Annotated in this window: 14 protein-coding genes; 5 read left to right on the top strand and 9 right to left on the bottom strand. The window is 71.5% G+C overall.

Annotated features, from left to right (window positions below; all coding sequences use genetic code 11):
* Positions 1–38 precede the first annotated feature (38 nt).
* Positions 39–2,948 carry a DUF7927 domain-containing protein gene (locus EDD29_RS10375; protein WP_148085919.1) on the bottom strand — a complete coding sequence of 970 codons (2,910 nt, stop codon included), beginning with the start codon at positions 2,946–2,948 and terminating at the stop codon, positions 39–41.
* 77 nt (positions 2,949–3,025) lie between these two features.
* Complete coding sequence (gene hppD, locus EDD29_RS10370) at positions 3,026–4,195, bottom strand: 4-hydroxyphenylpyruvate dioxygenase (protein ID WP_123664189.1); 1,170 nt, start codon at positions 4,193–4,195, stop codon at positions 3,026–3,028.
* A gap of 115 nt (positions 4,196–4,310) precedes the next feature.
* Between hppD and EDD29_RS10365 the strand changes: the two genes are divergently transcribed.
* Positions 4,311–4,847 (top strand): Lrp/AsnC family transcriptional regulator, encoded by a 537-nt coding sequence (locus EDD29_RS10365; RefSeq protein WP_246052673.1) that lies wholly within the window; start codon positions 4,311–4,313, stop codon positions 4,845–4,847.
* Positions 4,848–4,874: 27 nt separating this feature from the next.
* On the opposite strand, the gene EDD29_RS10360 is transcribed toward EDD29_RS10365, so the two are convergent.
* Positions 4,875–5,567: an IclR family transcriptional regulator gene (locus tag EDD29_RS10360; protein ID WP_123664188.1), complete on the bottom strand. Its 693-nt coding sequence runs from the start codon at positions 5,565–5,567 to the stop codon at positions 4,875–4,877.
* Between the two features lie 301 nt (positions 5,568–5,868).
* On the opposite strand from EDD29_RS10360, the gene EDD29_RS10355 reads away from it, so the two are divergent.
* A complete protein-coding gene (locus EDD29_RS10355; RefSeq protein WP_246052671.1) occupies positions 5,869–6,696 on the top strand; it encodes a helix-turn-helix domain-containing protein in 828 nt (275 codons plus the stop codon).
* A gap of 56 nt (positions 6,697–6,752) precedes the next feature.
* Here EDD29_RS10355 and EDD29_RS10350 read toward each other — a convergent pair whose 3' ends face one another.
* Both EDD29_RS10350 and EDD29_RS10345 read right to left on the bottom strand, forming a co-directional pair.
* Positions 6,753–7,562 carry a universal stress protein gene (locus tag EDD29_RS10350; RefSeq protein ID WP_123664186.1) on the bottom strand — a complete coding sequence of 270 codons (810 nt, stop codon included), beginning with the start codon at positions 7,560–7,562 and terminating at the stop codon, positions 6,753–6,755.
* Positions 7,563–7,648: 86 nt separating this feature from the next.
* Complete coding sequence (locus EDD29_RS10345) at positions 7,649–8,752, bottom strand: ferritin-like domain-containing protein (protein WP_123664185.1); 1,104 nt, start codon at positions 8,750–8,752, stop codon at positions 7,649–7,651.
* An 85-nt stretch (positions 8,753–8,837) separates the two neighbouring features.
* On the opposite strand from EDD29_RS10345, the gene EDD29_RS10340 reads away from it, so the two are divergent.
* Both EDD29_RS10340 and EDD29_RS10335 read left to right on the top strand, forming a co-directional pair.
* Entirely contained in the window at positions 8,838–9,458 is a 621-nt protein-coding gene (locus tag EDD29_RS10340; protein WP_246052669.1) for a TetR/AcrR family transcriptional regulator, read from the top strand.
* Positions 9,459–9,555: 97 nt separating this feature from the next.
* Positions 9,556–9,945, top strand: coding sequence for a hypothetical protein (locus tag EDD29_RS10335; protein WP_123664184.1), 390 nt, complete (start codon positions 9,556–9,558; stop codon positions 9,943–9,945).
* Here EDD29_RS10335 and EDD29_RS10330 read toward each other — a convergent pair.
* From EDD29_RS10330 to EDD29_RS10315, 4 genes are read right to left on the bottom strand one after another with little or no spacing between them, the layout of a single operon-like run.
* Positions 9,927–10,349, bottom strand: coding sequence for a YchJ family protein (locus tag EDD29_RS10330; RefSeq protein WP_123664183.1), 423 nt, complete (start codon positions 10,347–10,349; stop codon positions 9,927–9,929). The genes EDD29_RS10335 and EDD29_RS10330 overlap by 19 nt on opposite strands.
* The gene (locus tag EDD29_RS10325; protein ID WP_123664182.1) at positions 10,292–10,678 is read right to left on the bottom strand and encodes a cupin domain-containing protein; all 387 of its coding nucleotides are present in this window, start codon (positions 10,676–10,678) and stop codon (positions 10,292–10,294) included. The genes EDD29_RS10330 and EDD29_RS10325 overlap by 58 nt, the downstream gene beginning before the upstream one ends.
* Before the next feature lie 36 nt (positions 10,679–10,714).
* Positions 10,715–12,499, bottom strand: coding sequence for a glutaminase A (glsA, locus tag EDD29_RS10320; protein ID WP_211359630.1), 1,785 nt, complete (start codon positions 12,497–12,499; stop codon positions 10,715–10,717).
* A 31-nt stretch (positions 12,500–12,530) separates the two neighbouring features.
* Entirely contained in the window at positions 12,531–13,151 is a 621-nt protein-coding gene (locus tag EDD29_RS10315; RefSeq protein ID WP_123664181.1) for a TetR/AcrR family transcriptional regulator, read from the bottom strand.
* A gap of 111 nt (positions 13,152–13,262) precedes the next feature.
* On the opposite strand from EDD29_RS10315, the gene EDD29_RS10310 reads away from it, so the two are divergent.
* Positions 13,263–14,816, top strand: a complete 1,554-nt coding sequence (locus EDD29_RS10310) for a carboxyl transferase domain-containing protein (protein WP_123664180.1) — start codon at positions 13,263–13,265, stop codon at positions 14,814–14,816.
* The last annotated feature ends 1 nt before the right edge of the window (position 14,817 follow it).

The following is a 14,817-nucleotide window of genomic DNA, read 5'->3' as shown; positions in this document are numbered from 1 at the left end:
GCGGGATGCGGTCGGCGGGCCGTCAGGTCCGGCCGGGATCAGGCCGAGCGGTCCCCGCCCTCCTGCCACCGGTCGTTCTGCCAGGGCCGGTTCTGCCACTGGTCCTGCTGCCACGGCCGGTTCTGCCCGGGCCTGCCGTGGTGGTGGCGCGGCCTGTCGTGGTGCCAGGGCCTGCCGTGGTGGCCGGGTCCGCCATGGTGCCAAGGCCTCCCGTGGTGCCAGGGTTTCCCGTGCTTCGGCTTGCCGTGGTGGCCGCAGTGCTTGCACGGCTTCGGCGGCTTGACCCGGTCGCGGATCCTGACGCAGTTGGTGTCGGTGCAGTCCGCGTCCGGCTCCGCCGTCACCGTGTTGCACAGCAGCGCCCCGTCCGGCGCGTCGTCGTCGACGGTCACCGAGTACGTGACGGTCACCGAGGCGCCGACCTCCAGCGGCCCGGTCCAGCTCAGGATCGGCTCGGCGAAGCCGAGCGTCCCGGTCCGCGGCGAGACCGTCGCGTCGTTGTTGTAGGAGGCGTTGCGCAGGACGTCGGTCAGGTCGTCCTGGAACGAGGCGAGCTGGTCCTCGGCGAAGTCCTCGGTGCCGGTGTTGGTGAGCGTGATGGTGTAGGTGATCGTGTCCCCGGGCCGGGCGGTGGTCGCGTCGGACTTCTTCTCGATGCCGAGGTTCGGCCCCGCCGCGCAGTCGACGGTGTTGGTGATGACGAACGCGTCGTCGAAGCCCGTCACCTGGGCCGTGTGCGGCACGGGCCGGTTCACCTGTTCGCCGCCCTCCTCGGTCAGCCGCGACGACACCAGCACGCATGACGGGTCGGTGAACCTGCCCACCGTCTCGCTGATCGTCACGTTCGAGCCGACGGCGTACCCGGGGCGCGGGACGTTCCAGTCCTGCGGGGTGGCGCCCGCGCCACCCGGCCCGGTCAGGCCGAGCTGCGCGGTGAACCCTTCCGGCTGGTCGCCCTCGGGGTAGAAGTTCTCGTCGATGACCCACTGCTTGTCGACCACGACGTCGCCGGTGTCCGGGCAGTCGACCGTGTTGGTGATCTCGAAGGTGCTGTGCTCCTGGATCAGCGTGTCGGTGTGCGGCAGCGGGTGCTCCGACTCGTCCCCGTCGATCCGGGTGATCGTCCCGACCACCGTGCAGTCGTCGGGGACCGTCACCTCCTCGTTGACGGTGACCTGGTCGTTGAGCGAGTAGCCCTCGCGCGGGTCGCCGAACTCCTGGTCGGACGCCGGAAGGTCGCCGGGGCCGGTCAGGGTCGCGTTGGCCTCGAAGCCGTCGGGCAGCCGGTCCGCGGGCACGATCGTGCCGTCGATGTTCCAGACCTTGGTGACCGTGACGTCGACGGTGCCTTGCGGCTTGTTGTAGACGATGCAGCTGATCGCCGCGCCCTGTGCGACGTCGACGGTGAATCCGGTCTCGGCGGTGTCGACGTCCACCGCGGCGCCGTCGCTGAGCCGGGTGCACGTGGTCGCGGCGAACAGGAAGGTGAAGTCGTCCTGGACGACCTCCTCGACGGCCACCGAGGTGGTGGGATCGCCTCCGTCGTCGATGTCGAAGGTGACCGTCCCCGTGCCGTCGTCGACGGTGGTCGCGCTGCTCGGGTCGACGGACGAGCCCGCGGTGGAGGTCGACGCGTTGAACTGCCAGCCGGGGCCCGCCGCCTCGGCGCCGCTGAGGTCGCCGTCCGGATTCTCGGGTGGCACGATCTTCTTCACGACCGAGAGCGAGCCCGCGCATTGGCCCGTCACCAGGTCGCGCAGTGCTCGGCCCGCGGCGGCGAAGTCCGTCGTCTGGTAGTAGTCGGCGGTCAGCGGGTTCGGATTCTCGGTGTCGAAGGCGACCGGGCCGGAGATCGCGCGCAGGTTGAGGCCGGTGATGCCGGTGACGCCGTTGCCGACGCCCAGCGCGATGACGCGGGAGCCGTGCGACTTGACGGCGTTGGCCGAGAAGATGCCGCCCTCGACCTCGGCGACCCGGGTGTTGCTGCCGTCGCCGGTGAGGTCGTCGAAGTAGGTGGGGTTGCCGTCGGTGAGGACGACGACCAGGTCGTAGTCGTTCGCGGGGTCCTCCTGGGCCTCGGCGACCCGCCACAGGCCCTGGTCCCAGTTGGTGCCGCTGCCGAGGGCGTAGTCCTGGTACAGCGCCTTGAACTCGTCGGCGCCGGCCTGGGTCGAGACCGACCTCAGTTCGGGGAAGTTCTCGGTGCCGGTGCTCGGCGAGCGCCGGTCGAAGGTGAACAGCGCGAGCCGCGACGGGGTGCCGACCAGGGCGTCGGCGAAGGTGTCGGCCGCCGCCTTGAGCTGGGGCAGCGCACTGCCCACCGAGGCCGAGAGGTCGAGCACGAGCGCGGCGTTCAGGCCGCACCGGTCCGGCAGGCCCGGGTTGTCGCGCGACTGCTGCCAGATCCCGCTGGAGGCCAGCGGCTCGGCCTTCGTCAGGTCGAACATGAAGTCCGAGGTGGAGCGGTAGGTCTCGCCGCCCTGGAGCGCGGGGGTCGGGAAGATGTAGGCGGTCTCCACCGAGCCGGAACCGCTGCCGCGGCCGGTGCGCAGGGTCGGGTTGGTGTACCAGCCGGCCGGCGCGGAGATCTGCTTGACGTAGTAGACGTTGTCGCGGTTCGCGCCGCCTTCGCCGGTGTCGGGGACGATGAAGGAGCAGTCGCCGTCGGCGTCGGAGGTGCACCGGCCCCAGTCCTCGGTGACGGGGTCGGTGCCCGCCTCGTCGAGGAAGAGGCCGAGGACGACCCCGGCGAGCGGGCCCACCGCGTTGTCACCGGTGCGGTCGCCGCCCGTCTTGACCGTCACCACCGAGGTGGTGGGCGTCGGATCGGGCACGTCCGCCGCCGCGGGGCGCACGAACGCCTGCCCCGTGAGCGCCAGTACCACCGCCATGACGGTGGCGACGGCTCTGCCGCCCCTCCGCACGGACCGGCCAGGCCGTTGCTCCATAGATGCCGTCCCCCGTAAATGATCATCGAAATCGATGATCATTTACCCAGGGCGACGGACGGATAACGGCCCGTGTCCTAGAGGTTGCCCCGGCGGGCCTGCTCGCGCTCGATCGCCTCGAACAGCGCCTTGAAGTTGCCCTTGCCGAACCCGAGCGAACCGTGCCGCTCGATGAGCTCGAAGAACACCGTCGGACGGTCCTGGACGGGCCTGGTGAAGATCTGGAGGAGGTAGCCGTCCTCGTCGCGGTCGGCGAGGATGCCGAGTTCGCGCAGGGTCTCAAGCGGGACGCGGGTGTCGCCGACCCACGACCCGAGGGTGTCGTAGTAGGCGTCGGGGGTCGGCAGGAACTCGACCCCCATCTCGCGCATCGCGCGCACCGAGGCGACGATGTCGCCGGTCGCCAGCGCGATGTGCTGGACGCCGGGGCCGCCGTAGAACTCCAGGTACTCGTCGATCTGCGACCTGCGCTTGGCGACCGCGGGCTCGTTCAGCGGGAACTTCACCCGGTGGTCGCCGCTCGCGACGACCTTGGACATCAGCGCGGAGTACTCGGTCGCGATGTCGTCGCCGATGAACTCCTTGAGGTTGGTGAACCCCATGACGCGGTTGTAGAAGCCGACCCACTCGTCCATCCGGCCGAGCTCCACGTTGCCGACGCAGTGGTCGACCGCCTGGAAGTAGCGGGTCGGGTGGTGCGCGGGCGGCCCGGCGTAGACCTGCTCGGCCGCGACGAACCCGGGAAGGAACGGCCCGTGGTAGCGGGAGCGGTCGATGAGGGTGTGGCGGGTCTCCCCGTAGGTCGCGAGCGCGGCGATCCGGACGGTCCCGTACTCGTCGGATACCTCATGCGGTTCCGCCAGGATCCGGGCGAACTTCGAGCGTGCGTGCCGCACCGCGGCGTCGACGTCCGGGACCTCGAGGGCGAGGTCGACGACTCCGTCGCCGTGCTCGGCCACCGACTTCCCGACCGGCGTGCCCGCCCGCACCTCGCCGGTGATCACGAAGACCGCCTTGCCCGAGCGCAGGACGTGCTCGGCGTAGTCCTTGCACCCGGTCTCCGGCCCCCGGTAGGCCACGGGCGTCATCCCGAAGGCCGTGGCGTAGAAGTGCGCGGCCTGGCGGGCGTTGCCGACGAGGAAGCGGACGTGGTCCAGGCCCCTGACCGGGAAGGGGTCATGGCTGAAATCGTGTTCCACCGCCCCGACCAGGCGGTCCTCCTCCAACGGCACGGTCGGCTGCGTCATCGCCCTGCTCCTCTCGCCCTCGGGCCCACCTTGACCCGCGCGCGGCCACAATGACAAGCTCACCGGTGTCAACTCTGCGGAATGCAGGGCAAAACCCCGTTCAGGTGGCGCCGACATGGCCGATGAGCACATCTCGCTCGACAAACTGGACCTCCGCCTGCTGCGCGCCCTCGGCGACCACCCCCGGGCGGGCCATCTCGAGCTGTCCCGGCTGACGGGAACCTCGCGGATGACCGTGCAGGCGCGGCTCGAGCGGCTGGAGCGGGCCGGGGTGATCCGCGGCCACGGCCCCTACATCGACCTCCCCGCCGCGGGTTTCCCGGTCCTCGCGTTCGTCACCGTCCAGATCGCCCAGGGCGCCCTCGATGAGGTCGCCGAGGGCCTGCGGGGCATCCCGGCGGTCCTGGAGGCGCACGCGACGACCGGGGGCGACGATCTCCATCTGCGGGTCGCCGCCGCGTCGCACGAGGACCTCCAGCGGGCCCTGCTCCGGCTCAACCGGCTGCCCTCGGTGGTCCGCTCGACCTCGGTGATCGCGCTCGCCGAGGTGGTCGGGGCGCGGACGCTGCCGCTGCTGGAGTCCGTCGAGCGGCCCGCGCCCGCGCGCGTCCCGTCCTACCGGGTCACTCCGAAGGACGATCGCCCGCGCTGACGGCCCGGGAGGCCCCCGCCCCGCGCGTCACCAGGGGAACGCGCCCTGGCGCCGCTCGTCGGGCGGGAGCAGGGCCGTCTCCAGGGAGCGCGCGCAGATCCGGGCCCGCGCGAGCAGCCAGTCCTGGCGCGCGGAGAGCCTGGCCTCCTGCGGGCGGACCGCGAGCGCGTACCGGGCGGCCCCGCGGTGGTCCAGGACGGGCACGGCGAGCGCGACCCGGCCGGAGCCCGGCTCGTCGGCGTGCACGGCGTGACCCGCCGCGCGGACGTCGGCGAGGTCGCCGCCGGGGGCCGGCGTGGCGAACGCGGCGAGGACACGGCCCTGAGCCGTCGCGGGCAAGGGGTGGCGGACGCGCTGGCCGGTGCCGGACGGGCCGCCCAGGAGGATGAGCGCGTCCGCGCCGTCCCGCAGGGCGAGATCCACGGGGCAGCCGGTCTCCTTGGCGAGATGGGCGAGTTCCGGGGCGGCCCGGTGCAGCCCGCGCTGGTGGAACGAGCGCCTGCCGAGTTCGGCGACGGCGGGGCCGAGCCGGTAGCGGGAGGTGCGCGGGTCCTGTTCGAGGAAGCCCTCCGCGACCAGCGCGCGGGCGAGGCGGAACGCCGTGGAGGTCGGCAGTTCGAGCCGCCGGGCGAGGTCCGACGCGCCCAGCGCGTGCCCCTCGTCGGCGAAGCACCGCAGTACCCCGAGAGCCCTGCCGACGGCCTGTGCGCCCTCCGCCATGCCCGCTCCCCTTCCCACAGTGCGGCAATCGTGGCTAACCCTACCAAAAAAGCAGGGAATCCGCGTGATCAAGATCCACTGCCTTGTCGCGGGGACCGCCCGCCATGTAACGTCTAGGGGGTCGCGAATGTCACGCTCCATTCACAACCGGGCTATACGGTTGTCCGGCAGATAGCGATCATGTAGGAATGCATGGCATTCCCCCGATATGGTCAGGTCGCGAGTGAATCTTTCTACAAGTCCTTCGAAGGACCCCGGGGACAGGCCTTCCGCCCTGGCGGGCGGTCCCACGGTCCTGCGGATGATGCTCGGTGCGCAGCTGCGCAAGCTGCGCGAGGACCGGAACATCTCCGCCGAGCAGGCCGGCTACACGATCCGCGCATCCCACTCCAAGATCTCCCGCATGGAGACCGGACGGGTGGGGTTCAAGGAGCGCGACGTCGCCGATCTGCTCACCCTCTACGGGGTCGCCGACCCCGACGAGCGGGCCGCCATGCTGGAACTGGTGTCCCGCGCCAACGAACCGGGATGGTGGCACAACTACAACGACCTGCTGCCGAACTGGTTCGAGATCTACATGGGCCTGGAGGGCGCAGCGTCGCTCATCCGGACCTATGAGCTCCAGTTCGTGCCGGGCCTGCTCCAGACCGAGGGCTACGCACGGGCCCTCATCCCGCTGGGCTTCCCGGAGATCACCGACGACGAGCTCGACCGCCGCGTCCAGCTCCGGATGCGCCGCCAGTCCCGCCTGCACGCGGGCGACCTGCGCGTCTGGGCGATCGTGGACGAGAACGCGCTGCGCCGGCCGATCGGCGGCAAGTCGGTCATGCGCGAGCAGGTCGAGCACCTGATCGAGCTGAGCACCCGCCAGAACGTGACGATCCAGGTGCTGCCCTTCAACGCGGGCGGGCACGCGGGCGTCTCCGGCGCGTTCAGCCTGCTGCGCTTCCCGGAGGAGACCCTTCCGGACATCGCTTACCTGGAGCAGCTCACCAGCGCGCTCTACCTCGACAAGCCCGCCGACATCGACCGGTACCTCCAGGTGATGAACCGGCTCGCGCTGGAGGCGGCCCAGCCCGAGGAGTCGCGCGACATGCTGACGCGCGTCCTCACCAACCGGACGGCCTAGCCGGCCGGGCATCATCGCACGGCTTCACCGGACGGCCCCGCCGACCGGCCCCGGCTTCACCCTTCCTCGTCCCCGACGACCATCACCGGGCAGGCGGCCTTCCTGATCAGGCCGTGCGTGGTGGCCCCGAGGGCGCGGATGCGGCGCCCCGGCTTCTCATGCCGGCCCACGACCACCAGGGCCGCGTCTCCGGACGCGGCCAGCAGTACGTCCCTGGGGTGCCCCGGCGCGACCTTGAGCCGGGAGTCAGGGCGCCCCAGCCACGGCGACAGCTCTCCCGTCAGCCGCTCGCGCAGCGCCTCCACCACCGGCGTGGGATCGATCGGCGGTAGCGGAGCGGGCGCGCCGAAGCTCTCCACCGGCGGCTCGAACCACGCGTGCACGAGCCAGAGGCCCCCGCCGCGCAGCGCGGCCTCCTGGTCGGCCGCGTCCAGCACCACCACGGACGGCGCCTCGGCCACCCCCACGACCACCGGCCCCCCGGTCCGCTCGGGGTCGTGGTCCTTCACCAGCACCACCGGGACGGGCGAGCTCCCGGCCAGGGCCAGCGCGACCGACCCCACGACGAGGCTGGCGACGGGCCCGTGGCCATGGGTGCCGAGCACGACGAGGTCGGCGTGCCCGGCCCGTTCCAGCAGCCGGTCCTGGGGTTTGCCGGTGATGAACTCGGTCTCGAGGTCGAGTTCGTGGCCGCCGACCGTCCGGGCCACCTCCGCGGCGTTCTCGACGGTCCGGTCGTCGCCGAGCGGTCCGCCGACATGCACCAGGCGCAGCACCGCGGCCCTCCGCCGGGCCTCATGGGCGGCCCACGCCACCGCGGCGTCGCCGGGCGCCGACCCGTCCACGCCGACCAGGATCTCGCTCATCCGTCCCCCGTTCCCCCGCCCCACCGGTCCCCTACCCCTGGGACAGGTGTGCCGAACGGGGGACGAACCCCCCGAACGGCAAGGGATCAGTCCGCGGCCCGGGAGATGACCTCGTCGACCTCGGCGCGGCGCTCGGCCTCCTCGGCGGCGAAGCGGCGGGCGTCCATGGCGTCGGCGTGCTCCTCGTCCTGGCGCATGAGGATCTCCAGGTCCTGCTTGGAGAAGTCCAGGACGCCCATGTCGTCGTAGGCCGCCTGGATCCGCTCGCTCCACAGGCCGATGTCCTTGACGCACGGGACGATCCGGCTGAACAGCAGGCTCTGGAACATCCGCATGTACTCGGAGTTCTTGACCAGCTCGATCGCGTCGGCCTTGGGGATGCCGAAGTTCTCCCACACCTCGAGGGCCTGGAAGCGGTCGCGCATCCGGTAGCAGCCCTCGATGACGAACTCCTCGCGCTCGCGGCGCTCGGCGTCGGTGATGTCCCGGTAGAAGTCGCGCAGGGCGAGCCGCCCGAACGCGACGTGCCTGGCCTCGTCCTGCATGACGTAGGTGAGCATCTGCTTGGGCAGCTCGACCGTCGTCATGTCCCGGACCAGCCCGAACGCGGCGAGGGCGAGCCCCTCGATGAGCACCTGCATGCCCAGGTAGGGCATGTCCCAGCGGTTGTCGCGCAGGGTGTCGTTCAGGAGGCTCTGCAAATTGTCGTTGATGGGGTAAACGAGCTCGAGCTTGTCCTGAAGGAATTTCGTGAACAGCTCGACATGGCGGGCCTCGTCCATGGTCTGGGTGGCCGAATAGAACTTCGCGTCGAGGTCCGGCACCGTCTCGACGATGCGGGCGCCGGTGATCATCGCACCCTGCTCACCGTGCATGAACTGCGAGAACTGCCACGACGCCGAGTGCAGCTTGAGCCTTCCGCGCTCCTTGACGCTCATCTTCTCCCAGTAGGAGGTGCCGAAGAGCATGTTGGCGGCGTCGGGGAGGCCCAGCGGGTCGGCCTGGTCGACCTCGAGGCTCCAGTCGATGCGCTTGACCGCGTCCCACTGCTTGTCCTTGCCCTTCTGGTACAGGCCGAGCAGCTTCTCGCGGCCGTCGTCGTACTCCCAGGTGAACCGGGAGTCCCCGGAGAGCGGGACGGTCCAGGTCTCGTCCTGGACGGGGGTGGTGTAGAGCTCATGGGTCGACACGCGACACTCCCTCACGGCTGACGTACACCGTACGGTCAACGTACGATGTACGTAAAATGTCACGCGCACGGAAGGGTGTCAACGGGTGCTGACGCGGGAACGGATCGTGGACGCGGCGGTCGCGCTGGTCGAGCGGAACGGCCCCGACGCGCTGTCCATGCGGGCGGTCGCGAACGAGCTGGGCGTCGCGGTGATGTCCCTGTACAACCATGTCCCGAACAAGGCGGCCCTGCTCAAGGGCATCGCCGAGCGCGTCATGGCCGACCTGGACCTGCCCGAGGACGGGCACCTCGACTGGCGGGCGCGCGCCCGCGAGCTGATCCGCGCCTTCCGCCGGGTCGCGCGCGAGAACCCCCGCTGCACCGACCTCATCGTGACGCACAGCGTCGAGGTGCCCTTCGGGCTCCAGCCCGTCGAGCGCGGCCTCGCGATCGCGCACGACGCGGGCTTCGACGGCCCCACCTCGGTCCGGCTGATGCGGGCCATCATCTCCTACGCCCAGGGCTCGCTCCTGCGTGAGACCGAGCAGGCCAAGATGCTCTACCACCTGCCCGCCGACGCCGCCGGCGCCTTCGCCGACCTCGACCCCGCCCGCTTCCCCCGCGTCATGTCCCTCGCCAAGGAGCTCACCGAGCACGACGCCGAATCCGACTTCGAGTTCGGCCTCGACCTCTTCATCAACGCCATCGACGCACTCCCCCGCTGACCCCGCCGGACCGGCCTCGGGACACCATCCGGGACCTCCGTCCCTGCCCGCCGGGGCGCCGCGCCCCCTACGCTCGCGGCCGAGAGCTGGAGGCGGCATGGTGAAAGTGCGGGCGCGGGTCAGCGGACCCCGGCTGGCGGCGGACGCGACGGTCTCGATCGCGCTGGGGGCCGCCACGGTCTACGGCGTGGCGGCGCTGATGGCCGTACTCCACCCGGGCGTGGTCCTCGCGATCGCGTGCGCCGCCTTCACGGCGGTGCTGCTGTACCTCCTGGCCCGGCTCGACGATGGCACGTCGACCCTGCTCGTGACCCTCGCCGCCTGCCTGCTCTGCCTCGCGCTGTCCTGGATGATCGTGACCGTCCACGCGCATGAGTCCTCCGCGTTCGGCCACACCTGCTTCGCCGGATACTGCGGATCCGTCATGTGGCTCACGGCGCGGCGCAGAAGGGTCGGCCGCAAGGGCGTTCAGAGCGCCGAGACGTAGACCCAGGCGTTGTCGATGACGACGAAGCGGCTGTTCTCCTCCATCGCGCCTTCCTCGCCGCCTTCGGTGTAGTGCGCGCGGAAGCGGACGGTGCCCTCGGTGTCGAGGGCGGATCCGCCGGTCTTGGCGAGGATCTCCAGGCCGGTCCAGCGGGTGCCGGGGTCCACGCCGACGTCGGCGGGGCGGGTCGAGGGGTGCCAGGTGCGGGCCAGGTAGGCGGCGTCGCCGACGGCGAAGGCGCTGTAGCGCGAGCGCATCAGGCGTTCGGCGGTCGGGGCGGTGGCGTCGCCGCGGTGGAAGCGGCCGCAGCAGGCGGCGTAGTCGGCGTTGAGGCCGCAGGGGCACTTCACGGCCGCTCCCCCTCCGGCTCGGCGCCGACCTTGTAGCCGGGAACCGACGGCCATCTGACGGTCAGCACGACCGACTCCTCCTCGGCCACCCACGAGTGGTCGACGCCGTGGCCCCACACCACGTAGTCGCCCTGCTTCTCCAGCAGCACGCTGCGGCCCGGGACCTCGACCCGGAACCGCCCGGAGATGAGGACGAGCAGGGCGGTCCGCCGCTCGCCGCGCACCCATTCGGCGCGCTCGTCGCCGGGCGGGTGGACTCCCCACTTGATCTCCACGTCGGTGCTGTGCCTGGCGTCGCCGTCCGGCATGAAGTGGCCGAGCAGCCAGCCCCGCTCGGCGAGCGCGTCGACGTTGGCGTTGCCCACGTAGATGTCGTCGGCCATGCTCTGGTGTTCCCCCGGTTCGTTCGGTTCGTCGGTTCAGTGGATGAGCGCGTGGTTCTCGGCGTCGGTCCTGCGCAGCCGCTCGGCGATCGCGTTGGCGATGGACCAGCGCAGCGCGTCCGCCAGGCGCGGCGAGTCGCGCTCCAGCCGGGCGAGCGACTGGGTGGTGAGCACCTTGCAGGCGGTCGGCTCCTCGGCGACGATCCGGTGCGAGTGCCCGGCGTCGTCGATGAGCGCGAGGCGGCCGACGGCGGTGCCCGGCCCCATCGACGTCTCGCGCACGGCCCGCTCTCCGATGATCACCTGCCGGGCGAGGCCGCCGGACAGGATGAAGCAGAGGGCCGCGACGTCCTGGACCAGGCGTTCGCCGGTCTCGTACTCGCGGGTCTCCAGATAGGCGTCCAGGGCCGTCACCATGAAGGGGTCCAGACCGCGCAGCAGGTCCTGCTCGGCGATGGGGACCTCGGGACGGGCCGCGCCCGCCTCGGCGAGGAGGGCGTCCTCGCACAGCTCCATCGCCTCGTCGCGGGTCTCGGCGATGACCGCGGAGCGCACCGCGACCCGCTTCTCGGTGTCCACGATGACCGTGGTGATGCCGCGTTCCTTGAGCTTGGCGGCCAGGCCCTCCAGGAGGGTGACCGCCACAGGCGCGACCCGGCCCGCGCGCTTGAGGTCGAGCACCACCCAGCGGACGGAGTCGGTGTCCTCGCTGATCGTCCGGACGACCGCCTCGGCGGTCCCGAAGGCGAGGTCCCCGCGCAGCACGTAGACGCGGATGGCGCCGCCCAGCCGGGCGAGGGCGCTGCGCTCGTCGTGCGCGCGCACCCGGGAGGAGTGCGCGGTGTCGCCGCGCAGCGTGCGGTGGAACACCGGCCCTGAGCGCTCGGACGGGCGCATGAGGTGCAGCCCGAAGCGGGTGGACAGCTCCTCGCAGGCCGCGACGGCCCGGACGCTGTTGCCCCGGGCGTCCAGGCGCGGGCTGAACGCGCCGAGGCCGAGCTGCGAGGGCAGCGCGGCGATGAGCCCGCCGGACACCCCGCTCTTGGCGGGCAGCCCCGCGCGCACGAGCCATTCGCCGGCGTAGTCGTAGGTGCCGCAGGTCGCCATGACGGTCAGCGCGTTGGCCGCGGCCTCGACCGACACGACGGTCTCGCCGGTGAGCGGGTTGACGCCGCCGCCCGCGAGGGTCGCGGTCATCACCGCGAGATCGCGGGTGGTGACGAGGGCGGCGCACTGCTCGAAGTACAGCGCGAGGGCGTCCTCGACGGGGCAGGTGAGGACGCCCGCGCCGTGCATGAGGTAGGCCAGCGCCCGGTTGCGGTCGCCCGTCGCCGACTCCGACGACAGGACCTTCCCGTCGACCTCGAGCGCGCGCCCGGCGAACGCCGACAGGCCGCTGAGGATCCGGCCGCGGCGCTCCTCCTGGTTCGCGCCGCCGACGAGGGTGCTGGTGACGATCGCCCCGGAGTTGACCATCGGGTTGTAGGGGCGGCCGGAGACCGGCTCCAGCCGGACCGCGTTGAACGCGTCGCCGGTGGGCTCGACGCCGACGCACTTGAGCACGTCCTCCAGCCCCCGGTCCTGGAGGGCCAGCGCGTAGACGAACGGCTTGGAGACGGACTGGATCGTGAACGGGACGTCGGTGTCGCCCGCCTCGTACAGGGTGCCGTCGAGCGTCGCGACGGCCAGGCCGAGCCATTCGGGGTCGGCCTTGCCCAGTTCGGGGATGTAGGTGGCTACTTCGCCGTCACGCCGGTCGGTGAGCCGGGCGTGCAGGTCGTCCAGCAGCTCCTTGATGGGGCTGACGAAGGGTGCGTTCACAACCGCAATAGTAGGCGTGCGGATCAGGCGGTCAGATCGGGCGGTCAAGTCGCGCCCGGGGCGCTTCCCGTACGGCCGCCGCGGTCGGCGGGGATGCGGGCGGGGCCAGCAGGGCGGCCTTGGCCATCGTGTGCAGCAGGGCGGCCATCTCGGGGCGGGCAAGGCCGTCGGCGCTGTAGGGGGTGGAGTTGATCAGGCCGATGGCGGCGTGCACGGCGGCCCTGGTCTCGGCCTCGGGGCGGGGCACCCGGGCGCCGACGACGGCCACCCATTCCTCCACATAGGCGCGCTGGATCCTGCGGATCTCGCGCCGCGGGGCCTCGGGCACGTGGGGAAGCTCGCGCTCGTGCACGGTGATGAGGGCGGGATGGTCGAGCGCGAAGGAGATCTGCCATTCCAGCAGCGCGTCCAGCGGATCGGCCGCGGCCCCGGCGCGCGCGACGCCGCCGCGGTGCAGCCGGGTGCTGATGTCCAGGAGGATCTCCGCGAGCAGCGCCTCCTTGCCCTTGAAGTGCCGGTAAAGGGCGGGTCCGGTGAGGCCGACGGCCGCGCCGAGCTCCGAGATCGACACGCCGTGGTAGCCGCGCCGCGCGAACAGATCCGTCGCCGCGGCCAAGATCTGAGCGCGTCGTTCGCGGGTACCGATCTCCATGGGAGGAGTCTAGACGAGACTGTTAGGGCTCGCTAACATCGCGTTTGTTAGCGCTCATTAACAGTTGCCGGAAACTCTCACCCGCCGAGCCACCTGGAGGAAGCGTTGGGCGTGCTGCCGGGCCGCGTCGACCTCACCGACGACCAGCGCGACCACAACGCGGCGGCCAACCGCGCGCTGGTCGCGGAACTGCGCGAGCACCTGGCCGAAGCCGCCCTGGGCGGTCCCGCGCGTTCGCGCGAGCGGCATGTGGCGCGCGGCAAGCTGCTGCCGCGCGACCGGGTCGACCGGCTCCTCGACCCCGGCTCGCCCTTCCTCGAGCTCGCCCCGCTCGCCGCGCACGGCCTCTACGGCGGCGACGCCCCGGGCGCGGGCATGATCGCGGGAATCGGCCGGGTCTCGGGCCGCGAGTGCGTCGTCATCGCCAACGACGCCACGGTCAAGGGCGGCACCTACTTCCCGATGACGGTGAAGAAGCACCTGCGCGCCCAGGAGGTGGCCCTGCACAACCGGCTGCCCTCGATCGCGCTGGTCGACTCCGGCGGGGCCTTCCTGCCGATGCAGGACGAGGTCTTCCCCGACCGGGAGCACTTCGGCCGGATCTTCTACAACCAGGCGAACCTCTCCAAGCTCGGCGTCGCGCAGATCTCCGCCGTCATGGGCTCCTGCACCGCAGGGGGCGCCTATGTCCCGGCGATGAGCGACGAGACGGTCATCGTCCGGGAGCAGGGCACGATCTTCCTCGGCGGGCCTCCCCTGGTGAAGGCCGCGACGGGCGAGGTCGTCACGGCCGAGGAGCTGGGCGGCGGGGACCTCCACTCCCGCGTCTCCGGGGTCACCGACCACCTCGCCGACGACGACGAGGACGCGCTCCGCATCGTCCGGGAGATCATCGCCACGCTCGGGCCGCGCCAGGCCGTCCCATGGGAGACGGCCAAGGCCGCCGAGCCGCTCTATGACCCGTCGGAGCTGTACGGGATCGTCCCGCCCGACCCGCGCACCCCCTACGACGTGCGCTCGGTCATCGCCCGTCTGGTGGACGGAAGCGAGTTCACCGAGTTCAAGAAGGAGTACGGCACCACCCTCGTCACCGGGTTCGCCCATCTGCACGGGCACCCGGTCGGGATCATCGCCAACAACGGCATCCTGTTCGCGGAGTCGGCGATGAAGGGCGCGCACTTCATCGAACTGTGCGACCGGCGCTCGATCCCGCTGGTGTTCCTCCAGAACATCTCGGGGTTCATGGTCGGCCGCGACTACGAGGCCGGGGGCATCGCCAAGCACGGCGCGAAAATGGTCACGGCCGTCTCCTGCGCGCGGGTGCCGAAGCTCACCGTGATCATCGGCGGCTCCTACGGGGCGGGGAACTACGCGATGTGCGGCCGGGCCTATTCGCCCCGCTTCCTGTGGATGTGGCCGAACGCGCGGATCTCCGTCATGGGCGGCGAGCAGGCCGCGTCCGTCCTGACGACCGTCGGCGACACCGACCCCGAGGCCGTCCGCGCCCAGTACGAGACGCAGGGCAGCCCCTACTACTCCACCGCGCGGCTGTGGGACGACGGCGTCATCGACCCCGCCGACACCCGCCGCGTCCTCGGCCTCGCCCTCGCGGCGGCCGCCAACGCCCCCCTCGACGACGTCGGCTACGGCGTCTTCCGGATGTGAG

This window comes from Actinocorallia herbida (genome assembly GCF_003751225.1).
Lineage (GTDB): Bacteria > Actinomycetota > Actinomycetes > Streptosporangiales > Streptosporangiaceae > Actinocorallia > Actinocorallia herbida.
This window is presented reverse-complemented; position numbering and strand designations above follow the sequence as displayed.

Coding starts and splice junctions, on each gene's coding strand:
- EDD29_RS10350 (WP_123664186.1), bottom strand. CDS start 7,562: ATGAGCGAGATCCTGGTCGGCGTGGACGGGTCGGCGCCCGGCGACGCC.
- EDD29_RS10375 (WP_148085919.1), bottom strand. CDS start 2,948: ATGGAGCAACGGCCTGGCCGGTCCGTGCGGAGGGGCGGCAGAGCCGTC.
- EDD29_RS10325 (WP_123664182.1), bottom strand. CDS start 10,678: ATGGCCGACGACATCTACGTGGGCAACGCCAACGTCGACGCGCTCGCC.
- EDD29_RS10335 (WP_123664184.1), top strand. CDS start 9,556: ATGGTGAAAGTGCGGGCGCGGGTCAGCGGACCCCGGCTGGCGGCGGAC.
- EDD29_RS10355 (WP_246052671.1), top strand. CDS start 5,869: ATGATGCTCGGTGCGCAGCTGCGCAAGCTGCGCGAGGACCGGAACATC.
- EDD29_RS10330 (WP_123664183.1), bottom strand. CDS start 10,349: ATGGCCGTCGGTTCCCGGCTACAAGGTCGGCGCCGAGCCGGAGGGGGA.
- EDD29_RS10360 (WP_123664188.1), bottom strand. CDS start 5,567: ATGGCGGAGGGCGCACAGGCCGTCGGCAGGGCTCTCGGGGTACTGCGG.
- EDD29_RS10365 (WP_246052673.1), top strand. CDS start 4,311: ATGGCCGATGAGCACATCTCGCTCGACAAACTGGACCTCCGCCTGCTG.
- EDD29_RS10315 (WP_123664181.1), bottom strand. CDS start 13,151: ATGGAGATCGGTACCCGCGAACGACGCGCTCAGATCTTGGCCGCGGCG.
- hppD (WP_123664189.1), bottom strand. CDS start 4,195: ATGACGCAGCCGACCGTGCCGTTGGAGGAGGACCGCCTGGTCGGGGCG.